This is a genomic window from Streptomyces sp. NPDC052043 (assembly GCF_044548235.1).
Taxonomy (GTDB): Bacteria; Actinomycetota; Actinomycetes; order Streptomycetales; family Streptomycetaceae; genus Streptomyces.
The window spans coordinates 76,375-89,383 of sequence record NZ_JBIUBT010000018.1 but is presented as its reverse complement, the minus strand read 5'-3'; the positions used below and the strand labels follow the sequence as shown (position 1 = coordinate 89,383).

13 protein-coding genes and 2 pseudogenes are annotated in these 13,009 nt (G+C 67.0%); 5 read left to right on the top strand and 10 right to left on the bottom strand.

The genetic code is table 11. The features are described 5' to 3' along the window. Positions 1-197 precede the first annotated feature (197 nt). The 4 genes from ACIHCX_RS33905 (at position 198) to ACIHCX_RS33890 (ending at position 3,118) form a co-directional block, all read left to right on the top strand. Positions 198-737, top strand: a complete 540-nt coding sequence (locus tag ACIHCX_RS33905; RefSeq protein ID WP_400036433.1) for a peptidoglycan-binding protein — start codon at positions 198-200, stop codon at positions 735-737. A gap of 361 nt (positions 738-1,098) precedes the next feature. Continuing rightward, complete coding sequence (locus ACIHCX_RS33900; RefSeq protein ID WP_400036432.1) at positions 1,099-1,419, top strand: peptidoglycan-binding protein; 321 nt, start codon at positions 1,099-1,101, stop codon at positions 1,417-1,419. Positions 1,420-1,913: 494 nt separating this feature from the next. Next, entirely contained in the window at positions 1,914-2,237 is a 324-nt protein-coding gene (locus ACIHCX_RS33895; protein ID WP_400036430.1) for a peptidase inhibitor family I36 protein, read from the top strand. A 29-nt stretch (positions 2,238-2,266) separates the two neighbouring features. Continuing rightward, positions 2,267-3,118 carry a hypothetical protein gene (locus ACIHCX_RS33890; RefSeq protein ID WP_400036428.1) on the top strand — a complete coding sequence of 284 codons (852 nt, stop codon included), beginning with the start codon at positions 2,267-2,269 and terminating at the stop codon, positions 3,116-3,118. Here the strand turns inward: ACIHCX_RS33890 and ACIHCX_RS33885 are convergent. The 3 genes from ACIHCX_RS33885 to ACIHCX_RS33875 all read right to left on the bottom strand — a co-directional run bounded on the left by ACIHCX_RS33885 (position 3,107) and on the right by ACIHCX_RS33875 (position 4,342). Continuing rightward, entirely contained in the window at positions 3,107-3,616 is a 510-nt protein-coding gene (locus ACIHCX_RS33885) for an IS6 family transposase (RefSeq protein WP_400036426.1), read from the bottom strand. The two genes, ACIHCX_RS33890 and ACIHCX_RS33885, sit on opposite strands and share 12 nt — an antisense overlap. Before the next feature lie 100 nt (positions 3,617-3,716). Beyond that, positions 3,717-4,103, bottom strand: a complete 387-nt coding sequence (locus ACIHCX_RS33880; protein ID WP_400036424.1) for a hypothetical protein — start codon at positions 4,101-4,103, stop codon at positions 3,717-3,719. Positions 4,104-4,180: 77 nt separating this feature from the next. After that, entirely contained in the window at positions 4,181-4,342 is a 162-nt protein-coding gene (locus tag ACIHCX_RS33875) for a hypothetical protein (protein WP_400036422.1), read from the bottom strand. A 320-nt stretch (positions 4,343-4,662) separates the two neighbouring features. Between ACIHCX_RS33875 and ACIHCX_RS33870 the strand changes: the two genes are divergently transcribed. Next, positions 4,663-4,866: a cold-shock protein gene (locus tag ACIHCX_RS33870; RefSeq protein WP_100572255.1), complete on the top strand. Its 204-nt coding sequence runs from the start codon at positions 4,663-4,665 to the stop codon at positions 4,864-4,866. Positions 4,867-5,358: 492 nt separating this feature from the next. On the opposite strand, the gene ACIHCX_RS33865 is transcribed toward ACIHCX_RS33870, so the two are convergent. The 7 genes and pseudogenes from ACIHCX_RS33865 to ACIHCX_RS33835 all read right to left on the bottom strand — a co-directional run bounded on the left by ACIHCX_RS33865 (position 5,359) and on the right by ACIHCX_RS33835 (position 13,005). Then, positions 5,359-6,198 (bottom strand): IS5 family transposase, encoded by an 840-nt coding sequence (locus ACIHCX_RS33865; RefSeq protein ID WP_400036419.1) that lies wholly within the window; start codon positions 6,196-6,198, stop codon positions 5,359-5,361. 281 nt (positions 6,199-6,479) lie between these two features. Further along, complete coding sequence (locus ACIHCX_RS33860) at positions 6,480-7,100, bottom strand: hypothetical protein (RefSeq protein WP_400036417.1); 621 nt, start codon at positions 7,098-7,100, stop codon at positions 6,480-6,482. Positions 7,101-7,300: 200 nt separating this feature from the next. Next, a pseudogene (locus ACIHCX_RS33855) lies at positions 7,301-7,625 on the bottom strand (hypothetical protein). Beyond that, positions 7,626-7,877: a hypothetical protein gene (locus ACIHCX_RS33850; RefSeq protein ID WP_400036415.1), complete on the bottom strand. Its 252-nt coding sequence runs from the start codon at positions 7,875-7,877 to the stop codon at positions 7,626-7,628. 23 nt (positions 7,878-7,900) lie between these two features. After that, entirely contained in the window at positions 7,901-8,149 is a 249-nt protein-coding gene (locus tag ACIHCX_RS33845) for a hypothetical protein (protein WP_400036413.1), read from the bottom strand. Continuing rightward, positions 8,146-8,901 (bottom strand): annotated as a pseudogene (locus ACIHCX_RS33840) (transposase); the annotation flags it as partial. The gene ACIHCX_RS33845 and the pseudogene ACIHCX_RS33840, both read right to left, overlap by 4 nt. A 51-nt stretch (positions 8,902-8,952) precedes the next feature. Further along, entirely contained in the window at positions 8,953-13,005 is a 4,053-nt protein-coding gene (locus ACIHCX_RS33835) for a trypsin-like peptidase domain-containing protein (RefSeq protein WP_400036411.1), read from the bottom strand. Positions 13,006-13,009: the final 4 nt, after the last annotated feature.

Here is a 13,009-nt window from a genome sequence, read left to right as displayed (position 1 = left end):
TGCCCCGTGCACACGATCATCGCCGGTAAGCAGCGACCCCGAAAAGTGCGTCGTGCGCCAAGTCGAGTGCGCTGCTCGCTCATGACACGACCGGCACCCCCACGGAAAGCTTCGTGTGTACGCCAGCGATGACGACCGTCACGGGACGGCCGCTGTTGAGCGCATACGGGCGACCACGGCTGGCGAACGCCTAAGGAATGAGGCAAGCCCATGCGCTTGCACGGCGGATGGGCCTCGCGCCGCCCCTCCACCCTCGAAGAAGGACTCCGCAGGACGAAAGGACGCCCATGAATTCCAGGCCACGTCTCCTCCTCGCAGCAGGGGCGGCCCTGACACTGTTCCTGGGGGTTGGCGCCGAAGCCGCCTCAGCGGCCCCGACGGCACACGCTTCGGCGGCCGCACAGCACCACACTCCGGTGTCGGCCTCCGCGCCCCTCCACCTAAACAGCCGCTGCTTGGTGTGGTGGAAGGAGACGACCAATTACGCCGGTATGACTGCTGGTTACTCATGGGCCTGGAATGTCACGGTCTCCCCCGGAGCGACCGGAGACAGGGTCAAGGAGATCCAATGCCTCACCGACTACCACGGCCAAGGGCCCAGCGCACTTGACGGCGTCTACGGGCCCGCCACGGTTGCGGCCGTAAAGCGTACACAGGCACGTTGCCAGTTCCCGCCGTCGCAACAGGACGGCATTGTTGGCCCGCATACGTGGGGATGCCTGCGCACTGAGGAGTGAGTTTCCTGCCGGGAGCCAGAGGAATTCCTGGCCTGGTTCGAGCGGAAGTCAGTACCCACGTCCGCGCTGACCGGCCGCATGCGGGTCCGGGCGCCATCGCAGCTGCAAGGGCCGCGAGCTAAATGCGGTGAACGGGCAGGGGCAACGTGGCAGGCAACAGACCCTACGGCATGTGGCTCGGCCGCCGGCTGCTGCCGCCCTGTGCCTTCCCCTTCTGGACCGTGGTCTCCCGCAAATGCCATGGCGGCATTTGCCATCCGGACCTTTCACACATCATCTGGAGGATGATCTCACCATGCGTACTAACAAGTCTCTTTCCGCGGCATTCGCGGCTGTAGTGGTGCTCGGGGGAGGACTAGCCATGGCCCCCGCCGCCGAGGCCCGGACACTGTCGGCTCAGGCGTACACCTGCCACTACTCCGCCTCTGGCGGTTACGTATACGCGGGCTACTACAGTGGCAACACGGTCGTTCCGTCGGCGTCCTATGTGACGAACGCAGGTATTGAGGCGCAGTGCCTACTGAAGTGGATCGGGTACTACCGCGACTCCGTGGACGGGATCTTCGGCCCGCATTCTCAGGCAGCGATGAAACTGGCCCAGAAGACCATGGGAGGCGTCTCGGTCGACGGTTTCCCGGGGCCGCAGTCCTGGCGCGGACTGCGCTACCTGGCCGGCGGTTGAGTACGGTCGAGAAATGACGCGGTAGCTGAGGCGCTTCCAGTCTCCGCTGCTTCAACTGTGATTCGCTACGCGGGCCTCCCGTACGCTGCCGCACTGCCGTCGTCGGCCCCGCGACAGGCCTGCTGCAGGTCTTCTACGTCCTGAGCCAGGCTGGCTGGCCGCGCGATCGCGGCCGCGGCCTGGTCCCTCAAGGTCAGACCCCTGAGAGCTAACTCGCCAGCCGCCACCTTGCGCCTCGACGATTTGGCTCAAGGACCTCACTCGAACCGCCCCTTGATCACAACCAAATATGCGCCCTTGCGTACCCGCTTGATCGGGCCCGGGGCGGACGAAGCTGTCGCGTCCGGCGCCCGCTCTTGCAGGACGCCGACCTGATGGCCCGAAGTTCACCGAGAGGATGTCTCGTGGAAATCACACGAACCGTGAGGACACGCAGGAAGCTCGCTCTAGGTTCCTCCCTGGGTGCCGCAGCACTTGTCCTGGCGACTACGGCGATGGCAGGCACCGCCGAAGCCGCTAACAACTGCCCGTCCGGCGCGCTGTGCGCCTACACCTCGACGTACGAGTTCGGATCACGCGGCGCGGTCTACGAGAACAACACGGACCTCACCGGCTTCTCCCAGTTCCGCGGCGCCGAGTCCCTGTGGAATGCCGGTACCTCCTGCAATGTACGGGTCTACAGCGAGCGCAACTACACCGGCCACTACTGGACACTGGCCCGTGGCACCGGGATGTACTCGCTCAACGACGTGGCCAACAACCCGGAATGGGGCACGGCTCTGTACCACCACGTCTACTCAAACAAATGGTGCGTATGAGCCGATCCCCCACACGACTCGTGAGGGTTGTGGTCACCGCCGCCCTGTTCGTGGCCGGCTGTTCCTTCCCGGGCAGCAACGGCCGCGGGCCGGGCACGTATGACCCGCGGCCGCTGTCTGCCTCCCTGGTCACCTCTGTGGCGGACACCGCACGTTTGCGAGAGCGTGAGGAGTCCGCCGTTGCCGATTGCATGGCGCGCCGCGGATTCAGGTACGTGCCGCAGCGAGCGACGGTGAGCGAGCGGACGGTGACCACCAATCCGTACGGGTTGCTGCGTGAGGAACAGGCACGCCAAGATGGTTACGGCGCGGTGGGCGAGATCCTCAACGGCGCGGGCAACGACCTCCCGGCGGCCACGCATCACTCCGCTCGCTGGACGAAGGAACTTGAGGGTACGCACGAGGAGAAATTCACCCTCCCGAACAACGTGGTTCTGACCTACCGGCCCGACGGGTGCGCCTACCAGGCCCGGGAAGCAGCGTACGGCCGAGGCTGGAACAGGCTCGAGAACGAACTGGAGGGCTTGCAGGCGGCCGTGATGGACCGGGTCCAAAAAGACGACCGGTACGCCAAAGCGCTGTCCGGGTGGTCCTCGTGCATGCGGAAATCAGGCCACTCGTACGAGGATCTCCAGGCTCCGAGACAAGAGTTGGCCCGCGGCATCAAGGCGACCGGCGGCGAAGACAACGCACTACGGGACCTCGGCCGCAAGGAGTTGCGCATTGCGGCCGACGATTACGCCTGCGAGCGCAAGGCACGGCTTCACGAGGCGGTGTACGAGGCCCAGCGGGACGCGGAAGGCTCCTTGCTGAACGACTCCGCCCGGACCGACATTCGGCGCTACCGGACATTGAAGCGGGCAGCACTTTCATTGAGTTGAAACAATCTGACTGCCTAGATGATCGTGTTGCGGGCGTGAAAGCGGCCACGGACGATGGGGGGATTGACGCTGACGGCGCCGTAGGAAGCGACGGGTCTCGTGGGCGAGGTCGTCCATCCGGAGCTCGGACGTCTGTGGATCGGCCATGTCCGTCACGATCACCCGCGGCACGTACTCCAGTCCCTTGAGGAGCTTGCGGAAGAAGCGCCTGGCTGCGGCCGTGTCGCGGCGGTCCTGGACGAGAATGTCGAGGACATTGCCATCATGATCGACCGCGCGCCACAGGTATTGCATCTTCCCGTTGACCTTGATGAACACTTCGTCTAGATGCCATTTGTCACCGGGACGCGGCTGCCGGCGGCGCAACTGAGTGGCGTAGGTGGGGCCGAACGTGGCGCACCAGGCCCGGACCCTCTCGTAGGAGACGATGATGCCACGTTCCAGGAGGAGCTCCTCGACCTCACGGCAGGAGAGCGGGAATCGGTGATACAGCCACACAGCGTGACCGATCACATCGGGCGGAAACCGGTAGCCCTATACGACGGTGCCGTCCCGCTTTCCACACCCAAGCATCTCCTCGTGACGATCTCTACCAAGATCATCCCACGGCCCGAGCCGAACCTGACAACGCCTCGGGAAGGACTGCGGAGGGGGACAGGCCCTCCAGAAAGCGTCCGACGCAGGGGTGCGGGGCCTCGAACGCGCGAAGCTCTTCGAAAAGACGCTCGGTTGACCAGTCGTCCCGAAACCTGATCACGTGGCGCTGGATGTCGTCGCGCAGTGTGCCGAGGTGCGGCCCCCACACGTTGAACTCATCCTCACTCAGGTCCCACAGCCGGCCCAGCAGAGCCAGAAACCGGTCCGGGTAGGCGAGGTGATCCGTCAGGTCGAAGTCCCTGGCCAGCTCTCGCCGCGTACGCCCAGGAACCTCCAGGTAGGGGCGCCCGAGCCACAGCACGTCCTGCAGTGGATTGCCTTCCGACACAGGGAGTAGCCCGCTGTCGAGGATCGCCTCAGCAACTTGCCCCAGGCGGTCATCGGGGCAGGCTTGCAGACTGGCCGTCAGGCGCTGATGCTTGGTGTGCCTTCCTCCCGAGGAGGCGGCGGGAGACGCAGACGCTCGCACAGCTCGGGCAGATCCCGGTGACCATAGCGCTGGTACAGGCCGGCGAGCACGCCGTCGATCAGCTCTCGCAACCGCGGCACATCCATGCGCTCAGTCATCCACTGATGATGAGATAGGCCAGGACACGATTCCAGACGCTGCCAGGCCCTCGCACTACGGGGAGAACGGAATGGCCGTTGGCACAGTGGCGGCCGGTCGTCGTCCAACGGATAATGTTGCCTTCGTGGTTGGTTCTTTGTGGCCGAGCTCCACCAGCCGGTGTACCGTCGTGATCAGCAGTCGTGGTTCCGAAGTCCCGTTCGCCCGTGATCGCAATCGCGGGCGTTTTTGCTGTTCAACGCCTCTCCGGACCAGGGCGATCACCTCCGGATCCCGCACGGTGCGGGACCCGATACGAGTCCCTTCAAAGGAGACAGGCATGGCCAAGGGCACTGTGAAGTGGTTCAACGCGGAAAAGGGCTTCGGCTTCATCGAACAGGACGGCGGCGGCCCGGACGTCTTCGCCCACTACTCGAACATCGCCGCCCAGGGCTTCCGCGAGCTCCAGGAGGGCCAGAAGGTCGAGTTCGACGTTACGCAGGGCCAGAAGGGCCCGCAGGCGGAGAACATCCGCGCCCTGTAAAGCCGGACACACAAGAGGCCCCAGCCGGGATGCAAGCTCCCCCACCGGCTGAGGCCTCTTCGGCCTTACCCGCCCCCGATGGTGGGAGGTTTCCGATCCCCCGCTGTTGAGGGAGCCTCAGGAAGAGCGGCGGGAGGCGTGCCCTCGTCGGCACGGCCGCCGGTTCCGAGGGTCCGCCGCGGGACCGGAGACGCCACCGGGTGATTGCCGAGAACACCCCGGGCCCTCAATTCGTCAAGGCCGCCGGACAGACGGACTGAGGGAAGAGAGGCGAGCAAGTCGGCCTGCGGGGCGCGGATGCCGTGCGCGGCCTCCGGGCCTGCGCCAAGGGTGCGGCGAGCGGTCACACCGGTCATCGTACGCTCGCGAGGTTCTCCCTCTCGCCCCGGCCAGCGCGGCCACAGACCGCCCCGAATCAGCGGTTCACCGCCTCGTTGCTGCGCCAGGAAACACTCAGAGGGCATTTGATCTAGGCGTATTGTCCTGTATGCCCTAGTAGGTTCCTCGCCAGGTTGGCGTGGTCTCGTCCGTTATGCGCTTGCTGAGGTTGTCGATCGAGGCGATGTGGATCGTCGCCTCGGAGCTGGCGGTGAGGGTTTCGTAGTCGCGGGCGAGACGCCTGTGGAGCATGATCCAACCGATGCTCCGCTCCACTACCCAGCGCCTTTTGACGACGTGAAACCCGCGGATTTCTGGGTTTCTTTTGACGACTTCGACGTCGATTCCGAGGCGGGCGCCGTGTTCGATGACGGCGTTCTTGAAGCCGGTGTCGACCCAGCTCTTGGAGATGGTCGGGTAGGTCTTCTTGGCTTGGCCGAGGAGGCGTATCCCCAGGGCGTTTTCCGACAGGCTGGCGGCGGTGACGGTCACGGCGAGGAGGAGGCCGATCGTATCGGTGAGGATGCCTCGCTTCCGGCCGACAATCTTCTTCGCGGCATCGGTTCCCTGGCTGGCCAGGGGTACGTTGGTGGAGGTCTTGACGCTCTGGGTGTCGATCACGGAAGCGGTCGGTTCGGGCTTGCGCCCTTCCTTCACGCGGGCGAGTCCGGTCAGGTCGTAGTTGAGTTGGGCGAGGATTCCCTCGTCACGCCAGGCGGCGTAGTAGGCGTAGACGGTTCCGTGGTTCGGGAAGTCGTGCGGGAGGTATTTCCAGGGGATTCCTGTGCGGTTGATGTAGAGGAGCGCGTTGAATACGTCGCGCAGTTCGACTTTGGCTGGCTGTCCGGTTGGCCGGCGTTCGAGGCGGGAATTTCGCCAGGCCGTCAGTGTCGGCTCGATCAGGGCCCACCGGGCGTCGGACAGGTCGCTGGGGTAGGGCTTGCGCTCGCTCACGGCACAGCGTGATCATGAGCATGCCGGAGTGATCGGTTCCGCTGAAAATCAGGCGGTTCCGTGGCATTTTCAAATCAGACGGGTTTCCGGGTGTGGAAGCGCACGATACGGACAGCTGAGTGCGTGACCCAGAGGAGAACATAAGACTGCTACCCGGGTGAAGGCGCTCAAACTGGGGCACGGTCAAAACCCGCATACCGGAAGAACCCTATGTGAACGCCCACTCAGAGAGAGGTTCGTGAGTTGATGTCCGCTTCTGGGGGAGGCTGAGGCAAGACTGCTTACGTCTGCTGGCCAGCCTCGTCCATCAACTCGTCCAGGGCCGCGCGCGCGAGAGGAACAAAGCGCCGCTGCATATCATCCACGTGAAGGCCCGTTTCCGCAGCTGAGGAGCGATAGCGATCCTTCTGCTCATCAGTCTGCGTCCCCCTGCTCAGTTCCATCAGATACTGAATGGGCGGGTGGATGTGCCGATCGATGGCTTCCGCGTACTCGGCGCCAGCCTGCGCCACAGCAGCGGGTCCTTCGAGCTCAACCGTGGTCGCGGCCTGCCGAGTTGCCCGTACCGCATCGATGGCTGCACCACGCCGCATGTCATAACGATGCTGGTCATAGGGCTCCAGGGTCAGCCGTGCCAGTTGCCAGATAGCCCCCTGCGCTTCATGAGCTGCATCCATCAAGCTCTTGTAAGCAGCTTGACGGCGATCCCGGCGCCACTTCTGGTGCTCGACCCGCAATTCACGAAGCGCAGCGCGATCTTGTGCGGCCTCTTGGCGTATCTGCTGCCGCTCCAGAGCCTCGTTCTTCCGCCGCTCAGTCCGAGCGGTTACAAACGCCGTCAGTCCGCTGCCGAGTAGGGTGCCGACAATCGCAATGGCCGTGGTCATCCAGGTGCTCGTCACAGGGAGACATTGTGAAGCACGGCCTCGCACCCTTCCGTGATCAGCGCAATGCCCTCCTCCGTTCAAGCAGCCCTCGGCAGGCGGCTGCACTCGTCCCGTCCGCGCCCTGCCGATGCCCTTGCACGCCGACAACAGATCCTGAGAGGCGGTTCGTTGATGTCCGCTTCTGAGTGAGGCTGGGCCAAGGCTGCTGGTGTCGGCTAGTGCTTCCTGGTGAAGCTGTCAGTGTCGGCTTCGGTGAGGATCCCGAGTTTGACCAGGCGTTTCAGCTTGGCCCGGGTGCCTTCGATTTTCTTCGGAAGCAGTTCGTGGCCGAGGGCTTCGCAGACATCCTTGGCCCGCAGCGGTCCGGTCGCGTGGTTGAAGGCGGCGAGGATGCGGGGGTAGTCCGGGTGCTCGGGCAGGTCCGGCGGGCCGGCTGGGAACCGAGCGGCGAGGCCGGTGACGGTCTTCCGGGTGATCGCGAGGTGTGCTCGAGGTGCTCGAGGTGGCGGCCTCCCGTAAGCGGGTCTGCAGTTTGCCGATCTACGTCTCGATGCACACGGCGTAGGCCGCCAGCCGGAACTCGCGCGCCTTCTGTACTTGGGACGTCTCCAGGCGAAGGGCGGCCGTCCCGCCTTGGATCCCCCGGACCGCGGACAACTTGCCTTCCAGGCTCTCCTCTTCGAGTGTCTGATGAGCACCCGCGAGTACCCGCACCCCCTGGAACAGCCGCGAAAGAGCGCGATGGCCAGCATCAGCGGCTACCTGAACGTCATCTGCCACCAGCCCTGCCATCTGGAGATCCACACCAACACGGCCTACCGCGTCGCGTGCCGTCCGCCCAGTTCTGTCGTGCCATCACCGGCGCATACCTCCCCGCGCAGCGAACGAGGCAGCCGCACCACCGCCCTGATCCGCGCGAGCACCTCGCTCAGCTTGATCGAGTCGAAGAGATCCGAAACAACCTGCACGGCCGGATCATCAAAGCCGAACGCGAAGGCTGGCTCGGCGAAGCCGAAGGTCTCCGCGTCAGCCTCGCGGCTGCGGAAGAGAAGATCGCCTCTCATCGGCTGAGGACGGTCATCCGCTGGAGGTTGTAGGCGAAGATTCCCAGTCCGGCCCAGGTCCGGGCGCCGGCCAGGCGCCGCAGGCGCGTGCGACAGAAGCCGAAACCGCGCTAGAGGTGACTGATGCGGGCCTCGATGCTGGCTCTCCAGTTCCGCATCCGCCGGAATGGGCGGCTTCGCTCGTACTCACGCCGTGCCCTTCCAGGCTTCCCAGATCGTTGTAAGCCGATCCGCTGAACACCGAGTTCGGCGAGAGCAAGATCGTTGGCCACGGTGCCGAAGCCGCGGTCAGCGACGACCGCGCCCGGCGGGCGACCGGTCAGTGACGCGGCACGCTCTACCGAGGGAACCAGTTGCGGCGCGTCGGGTGGGTCCCCGCGCTGGACCTGGTGGTCGACAATGAAGCCGCGTTCGTCCTCTGCCACGAGCGCGGTGTAGCCGAACTGGGTGGGGTGCTGGGGCTTGCCCTTGCGGATCGGCCGGGCGTCAGGGTCAGCCAACGAGACCAGCCGGTCGGGGATGGTGCGGACGCCCGCCAGTCGCAAGGCGGTCTGCTCCAGCAGTCGGCGGGTGCCCGCCGCGGTCTCGGCCAGCTCGCCCACCAGGTGCGCAAGTCGTCCCGAAGGCCACTTGCCCAGCGTGCGCCGGGTATTGCGCTCCACCGCCGCCGCGTTCCGCAGTGCCGCGCGGGCCACGGCGACGATTTCACCGGTGAGCCGGTCGATCTCACCCAGTGCCTGGCCGGTGCGCCGCGGGCACCGGCCTGACCCTCGACGATCCAACCTCACCCTGACGAACCGAAGTCAGTAGGAATCGTCGGTGCCCAGCAGCGCAGCGAGACGGTGCCGGTGGCCTTCGACCTGCTGACGTCGCTCGGTGCTTTCGTTGGGGCGGTCGCGCAGCCAGGCATCCGCGCGGTCCAGAGCCCGCCGTAGCCGATGCTCGGCCTGGGGCCGCCCGGGCGAGTGCTCCAGCCAGTGCGCCACCTGCATCAGCAGGGGACGGACCCCGCCGTGGTCGCTCGGCTGCACCTCCAGCCAGTCCAGCGCAACGTCCAGGACGTAGTCGACCGCTTCCGCGTCGGGCAGATCGCCGCCATGCAGCAGGGCTTCCAACAGCCTTCCGTTCGCCGCGTTGCGCTCACTGCCGGGCCGGAGCCGACGCCATGCCACCCGCGAGGCATACCGGCGCACGCCAGGGAAGGGCGCACGGCTGTCGAGCACGGCCGCCAGCAGATTGATCGCCCGGTTGTCACGGTTGTTGACGGTGGACCAGTCGACGCATGTGGTGTACAGCCGTTCGAGGACTGGGGCGTCGAGTTGGTCGGTGCCCTTCAGCATGTCTTCGAGTGCAGACCCCGCCCTCTTCGGCTGTCCCGCCCGCTCCAGCAGGTCGCAGGCGCGGGCGACGAAACGGTTCCACTCGGCGGATGTCTCGGCGCGGCGGGTCCGGAGGGCTCTGACGAGACTGGGCTTCTTCTTGTGCCCCTTCTCCTGCACCAGGGCGCGCACGGACAGCACCTGGACGGCTCTCGCGGCCAACCGGGCGCGGTCGGTCAGTGTCGCGAGCCGACTGTTTAGAGCGGTGGTCAGCAAACCCAAGGCACCGGGCGCCTTGGGGTACCGGTCCAGGCACTGGAGCGTCGCGGCCATCGCCCGGGCCGGCTCGTCGCCGGTGAGGTCGGAGCGCCGCAGGAGCGAGGTGAGCGGGTAAGCCGTGTGCGGGCTGGCAGGAGCCGAGGTCAACTGAGCGAAAGTCGCCTTCAGCAACCGGTCCCGGATGTCCCGGTCGAGGTGCGTCCGGCGCAGCATGGGCGTCAGGACGGAGCGTGCCACGGTGGGGTCGGGCCGCTCCTGAAGCAGGGTCAGCGCCCGGTCCGCGAGCCAGTGCAGCCGCTCTGGGTCCTCGTCGTGCAGTTCAGTGTCCAAGAGGGCACCAGTCACCTCGCTCACACTCAGTCCCGTGGAGCTGCCGCGCGCCGCCAGCCAGTCCATGGCCAGGCGTCCGAGCTGTCGCTGTTCGTCATCGGTGAAGGCGGCGTTGTTGCGGGCGGTGGACTTGGCGGCGTTCTTCAGCAGCGGAGGCAGGACCAGACCCAGCTCGACGTGCTGGTCGGCGTTCGGTTCCAGCCAGTTCCACGCCGCCTGCACGGCATGCGGCAGGGTATCCCGCCCGGGCAACCCGGGGACGACCAATTCCTTGAGCAGGTACGCGGCGACAGGACGCAGTCCGTACCCGGCGTCGTGGTCCAGCCAGGCGAAGGATGCCTTGACCGCCTGCTCGAACACCCCCTCGGGCAGGTCCCGGTACAGCCGGTGCCTCGTCAGCACTGCTTCGAGAGCGAAGGTGGCGTTCGGCGGGTCGCCGGGTGCCACCGTGTCCAAGAGCAGGCGAGCCGCCCATGCGAGGTCGGTACCGGTGAGTTCCCGGCGTTGGAGGAGCGGCCTGGCCACGAAGCCCGCCTCGCGCATCGTGCCGTAGCGGCGCAGCCAGCGCAGCGCCCAGTACAGGACCTGCCCGATGCGTGCGTCGCCATGCGGCAGGGCGTTCTTGCGGGTGTCGAGGAGTCGCTGCAACGGACGGCAGGCGCTGATGCGGTGCGAGTGGCGGGTGAGCCACTCGTAGGCCTGGTCCGCGGTCCACTCCCGGGTCGCCGGGTCGAGGTCGTCAGCCTCCAGGGCCTGGTGGAGGGCGAGCGCGGCTTCGGGCCGGTCGGCGTGGCCGTAGATCCATTCCGTGAGATAGCGGCGGCTGATCCTGGGGGGCAGGTGGCGTGCCGCGGTCAGGACGGCGTCGCGGGCTCTGGCTTTGGTGTAGTGCTCCCGCAGCCACGGTTCGGCCAGCTCGCGTACCGCCACCGGGCGCCAGGTGCGCCGTATGAGGAGGGTCCGAATCTCCCGGCCCTCGCCCTCGGGGTCTGTCAGGACCAGGTTCCGGAGAGCCTCGAGGCGATTGGCACACCACTCCTCGACGACCCGGGCCAGCTTGCCGCCCACCTCGGCGTCGAGCGTTTCGCGCAGCCGGTCCACCGCGGTGGCGACCCGCACCAGGGCGGGGCCGTCGGCCAAGCCGGTCTCCAGCACCCGGCGCAGGCCGTCGCGGTGCACGGTCTTCTGGTCGGCCTTGAGCACCGCGTGGCCGAGCAGGCTGTCGGCGTAGACATCATGCTCGGGCCGCAGCGCGCCGTCCTCCGCGTAGAGCAGGCCGTTGTCGACGAGCCGCCCGATCATCAATCCGCCCGCGTCCCTGCGTGGGTCATCGCAGCTCGGAGCGAAGAAGTCGAGCGCGTCTTCGAACCGGCAGGGTGAGTGGACGACGATCTGGGCCACGGCCGTCGTCACGGAATCCGGGGCACCGTCCCCGGGCACCACGGGCAGCCTCATGCCGAGCAGGATGTCGCGCAGCCAGTTGCTGAACTCGTCGTCGGGACGGGGCACGGCGTCCGTCAGGTCGTGGCCCTCGCGAGCCTGGTTGTCGTAGTACGTGGCGCAGAGCTGGCTGGCCGCCGGAGGACCGGCGCAGAGCCGCTCAAGGTGCCGCTCGCCCTGCTGCCTGACGGCGTCACGAGCCAGGCTCCGCACCATTTGCCGACCGATGGCACGGTGGTACTGCCGGTCCCAACGGACGTCGACGGTCTCGAAGGTCCTCATCGGGTTCAGCGGGCCGTCCGCGAGATCATTCAGCCGCACGCGGCGAGCGGTCGTCAGTACGGCGAGCCGGACACCAGATCCGGCGGCCTCGGAGAACACCTCGTTGTAGGTCGTCCCCGGCTCGGCGATCCAGTCGATGTGGTCGGCGACCACGAGCACCTGGTCCGCCAGTTCCTGGACGCTGTCCCACACGTCGATCAGGGACGCCGCTTTGGTGAGGTGCACAACCAGCCAATCCCGGCTGTCCTCAGCCAGGGCAGCGGTTTCCAGACACAGCCGTGTCTTGCCGGCTCCGGGCTCGCCGACGACGACCAGCCCGGCGGGCAGGCCCGGTCGGCTGGCCAGGTTGGCGAGGCGGGCGAGGACGGCGCCGGGCGAGCCGGCGCCACCGGGGTCGACGTAGGGCAGCTTCTCTTTGACGAGCGGCCGGTACGACCTGCGAATCACGTCCAAACGGACGTGGTGCTGCCGCAGTGCATTGTTGCGGTCCTGCCGCCCGGTGCGGTCCCAGCCGTCGGGCAGCGCCGGCAGGGGCCGCGGGTCCACGTCCTCCGTTCGCAGCAGCGCCCGCCACTCCTCGTCGTCGACTCGATCGAGCGGCGTCACCTCGAGCCTGCCGACGCCGGCCGCCGGAACGTGGTCGTTGACCACGGCGATCAGGAGCCCGGAGTCCTCGGTGATCAACGCTGCGCCGGACATGCCCTGCCAGGGGCTCTCGCCGGGCGGCGCCGGGGCGGGTGCGGCGTCTTCCACGACGACGCGCAGTCTGTCCGGTGCTCCGGTATCGCTGGTAAGGATCCTGCAGCGGACCCCGGCCCGGCCCCGCCAGACGTCGTCCGGCGCCTGAGGGGAACTCCTGTCGACCTCGGCCCATCCGGGATAGCCGAGCGCATGGGCGGACACGTCCGTGTGCCTGCCGCGGTCCACGCTCCCCAGCCGCACGGGCTCGATAGGCGTCGCGGGCGGCGTGTCGAACCGGAGCAGGGCCAAGTCCAGGGCCTCGTCCCGCCACACGCACGTCACCGGCCGGTCAATTCCGTCACCGCCGAGACGGGCCGCCACGCCCGTGATGTCCTTCAGCACATGGGCGGCGGTTACGACGAGCTGGTTGGAGACCCAGTAGCCGCTGCCGAGGCGGCACCGGCCGTCGGGCAGGTCGCCGACCAGGCGAGCCACCCGGGCAACGTCCAGGTGGGGCTTCACCACCGGG

Bases quoted from the DNA above. Each gene is read 5' to 3' on its own strand.
- ACIHCX_RS33875 (WP_400036422.1), bottom strand. From the start codon at position 4,342: ATGACTGAGCGCATGGATGTGCCGCGGTTGCGAGAGCTGATCGACGGC.
- ACIHCX_RS33870 (WP_100572255.1), top strand. From the start codon at position 4,663: ATGGCCAAGGGCACTGTGAAGTGGTTCAACGCGGAAAAGGGCTTCGGC.
- ACIHCX_RS33845 (WP_400036413.1), bottom strand. From the start codon at position 8,149: ATGAGAGGCGATCTTCTCTTCCGCAGCCGCGAGGCTGACGCGGAGACC.
- ACIHCX_RS33850 (WP_400036415.1), bottom strand. From the start codon at position 7,877: ATGGCAGGGCTGGTGGCAGATGACGTTCAGGTAGCCGCTGATGCTGGC.
- ACIHCX_RS33900 (WP_400036432.1), top strand. From the start codon at position 1,099: ATGGCCCCCGCCGCCGAGGCCCGGACACTGTCGGCTCAGGCGTACACC.
- ACIHCX_RS33905 (WP_400036433.1), top strand. From the start codon at position 198: ATGAGGCAAGCCCATGCGCTTGCACGGCGGATGGGCCTCGCGCCGCCC.
- ACIHCX_RS33895 (WP_400036430.1), top strand. From the start codon at position 1,914: ATGGCAGGCACCGCCGAAGCCGCTAACAACTGCCCGTCCGGCGCGCTG.